The organism is Chitinophaga sp., assembly GCF_035564935.1.
In the GTDB taxonomy this organism is placed as follows: Bacteria; Bacteroidota; Bacteroidia; order Chitinophagales; family Chitinophagaceae; genus Chitinophaga.
Genome location: NZ_DATMTE010000323.1, coordinates 1 through 2,539, shown reverse-complemented (window position 1 = coordinate 2,539; position 2,539 = coordinate 1). Strand labels below are relative to the sequence as shown.

Sequence of the window (2,539 nt, the reverse complement as noted above, 5' to 3'; positions counted from 1 at the left end):
ATCATCAAATGAAACATATGAGAACATTTACTATGACATGGGTATTACTGACCATCGCAGCCGGCAGCCTCCTGTATTCCTGTAAAAAAGAAGAAAACAACGAACCCGCAGGCTGCAGTATCAGCATGACCGGGCTTTCAGGCTCCTATAAACTAACGGCTTTGCAGTATAAGGCAAGTGCCACAGCGGCGCCGGTGGATTACCTGGCTACTATGGAGGACTGTGAAAAGGACGACATCCTTACATTGAAAAGTGACGGTACCTATGATTATAATGATGCAGGCACCGTTTGTTCACCCTCCGGAACGGATCACGGCTCCTGGCTGGTTAAAGGGAATATCCTGACCAGCGATGGCACTTTAAACGGTACGGTAGCCAGCTACGACTGTAAAACCATGGTCTATTATGTAGAAAATTCATTGGTGGAAGGGGATAAGCTAACGTTTACAATGGTAAAGCAGTAGACAAAGCGCCGGATCATCCGTATAAATTACCACTGCCAGCCTGTTCCTTTTGACTACAACAATGCGCCTTTAGGCTACATCCCTTTTGTGATTCCGGTGGATTTTTGCATCAACAAAAGAATCACATATGAATATTGTACTTACAGGCTCATTGGGCAACATTGGGAAACCACTCACAAAAGAGCTGGTGGAGAAAGGGCATTCAGTGACCGTTATCAGCAGCAGCCCCGAAAGACAAAAAGAAATCGAATCATTTGGGGCAAAGGCTGCCATCGGCACTATAGAAGACGCCGGCTTTTTATCTGCCACCTTTAAAGGAGCAGATATCGTTTACCTGATGGAAACATTAGACGCGGCGGGCGGCTTCTTTGACCCGGAAGTTGACTTCATCGATGCCATCAGCCGGATTGGCCGTAATTATAAACAGGCGGTAGAGCAGTCGGGTGTGAAACGAGTAGTGCATCTCAGCAGCATTGGCGCACACATGAGTGAGGGAAATGGTATCCTTGTTTTTCACTACAATGTGGAAACTATCCTGAAGCAATTGCCGGATGATGTTTCCATTAAGTTCATGCGCCCTGTTGGCTTTTATACCAATACGTTCGCACTGATCCGGAACATCAAGGCACAGGGAACCATCATTTCAAATTATGGTGGCGATAAAAAAGAACCCTGGGTATCGCCACTGGATATAGCTGCCGTTGTTGCCGAAGAAATGGAAACACCCTTTGCCGGCAGAACCATCCGCTATATTGCCAGTGATGAAGTTTCACCAAACGAAATAGCAGCCGCTTTGGGTGAAGCCATCGGAATGCCCGGCCTGAAATGGGAAGTGATCCCCGATGCAAAGCTGCTGGGCAGCTGGCTGGCTGCCGGGATGAATGCGCAGGTGGCTAACGGTTTCGTGGAAATGCAGGCAAGCCAGGGCAGCGGTGTACTGTATGAAGATTACTACCGCCACCAACCCGTTTTAGGTAAAGTGAAGGTGAAGGATTTTGCAAAGGATTTTGCCGCCGCTTTCAGTGCTGCAGAATCCATCTGATTTAAGCATGGAACTAAGCTTTGTACATTTTCTGGCAACACGTTTAATAAAGCATAATTTCTCCCAATTGCCCGCAAATGGCGCCATGATGCATGGGCGCATCAGCGCCATTTGTGAGCAATTATTGATGTAACTTTAGTGGACTATTAATATTAAAAACATGCCGAATATAAAAACGCAAAGGGTTAAAACCATCAGCCAATTCCATCAGCTCCGGGATTTGCCAAAGCCGGAACACCCCTTGATCAGCGTGGTGGATTATGCAGACGTGAAACGCCCGCCTGATATTAGCAGCGTTAATTGGGTGTTCGACTTTTACCAGATTTCCATTAAACGGGGCATGAATGCTAAAATGAGATACGGGCAGCAGGAATACGATTTTGATGAAGGCGTAATGTTTTTTATTTCGCCTAACCAGGTATTCAGAATAGAACCGGAGCCCAACGCCACGGCAGAACGTTCCGGATGGATGCTGCTGATCCACCCCGACTTTTTATGGAATACTTCCCTGGCGAAAACTATTCAACAATACGAATACTTTGATTACTCGGTAAACGAGGCATTGTTCCTCTCTGATAAGGAGGAATCGATCATCAATAATATTATCCAAACCATCCGGCAGGAATACCATTCCAATATCGATCATTTCAGCCAGCAGATCATCATTTCACAAATAGAAACGCTGCTTAATTATTCGGAACGGTTCTATCACCGCCAGTTCATCACCAGGAAAATCACCAATCATAAAATTTTAAACCGGCTGGAGAACCTGCTGTCTGATTATTTCAAAGACGACGACCTGGCCCTGAAAGGATTGCCCACTGTGCAATACATTGCACAATCATTGAACGTTTCGCCCAAGTACCTGAGCAACCTGTTAAAGGTATTGACCGGTCAAACGGCGCAACAACATATTCATGAAAAGCTGATTGAAAAAGCCAAAGAGAAGTTATCGACCACCGATTTATCTGTCAGCGAAATTGCCTATGAACTGGGATTTGAGCATCCGCAATCTTTCAGTAAACTATTCAAA

At 45.7% G+C, this 2,539-nt stretch carries 3 protein-coding genes; all 3 read left to right on the top strand.

Annotated elements, in window-relative coordinates:
* A partial coding sequence (locus tag VN105_RS08635; RefSeq protein ID WP_325639887.1) for a lipocalin family protein occupies window positions 1–464 on the top strand: 464 nt, incomplete at its 5' end.
* A gap of 127 nt (window positions 465–591) precedes the next feature.
* On the top strand, window positions 592–1,506 hold the full coding sequence (locus tag VN105_RS08630) for an NAD(P)H-binding protein (RefSeq protein ID WP_325639885.1): 915 nt from the start codon (window positions 592–594) through the stop codon (window positions 1,504–1,506).
* A 160-nt stretch (window positions 1,507–1,666) separates the two neighbouring features.
* Window positions 1,667–2,539: AraC family transcriptional regulator (locus tag VN105_RS08625; protein ID WP_325639883.1), on the top strand; the 873-nt coding region annotated here is incomplete at its 3' end.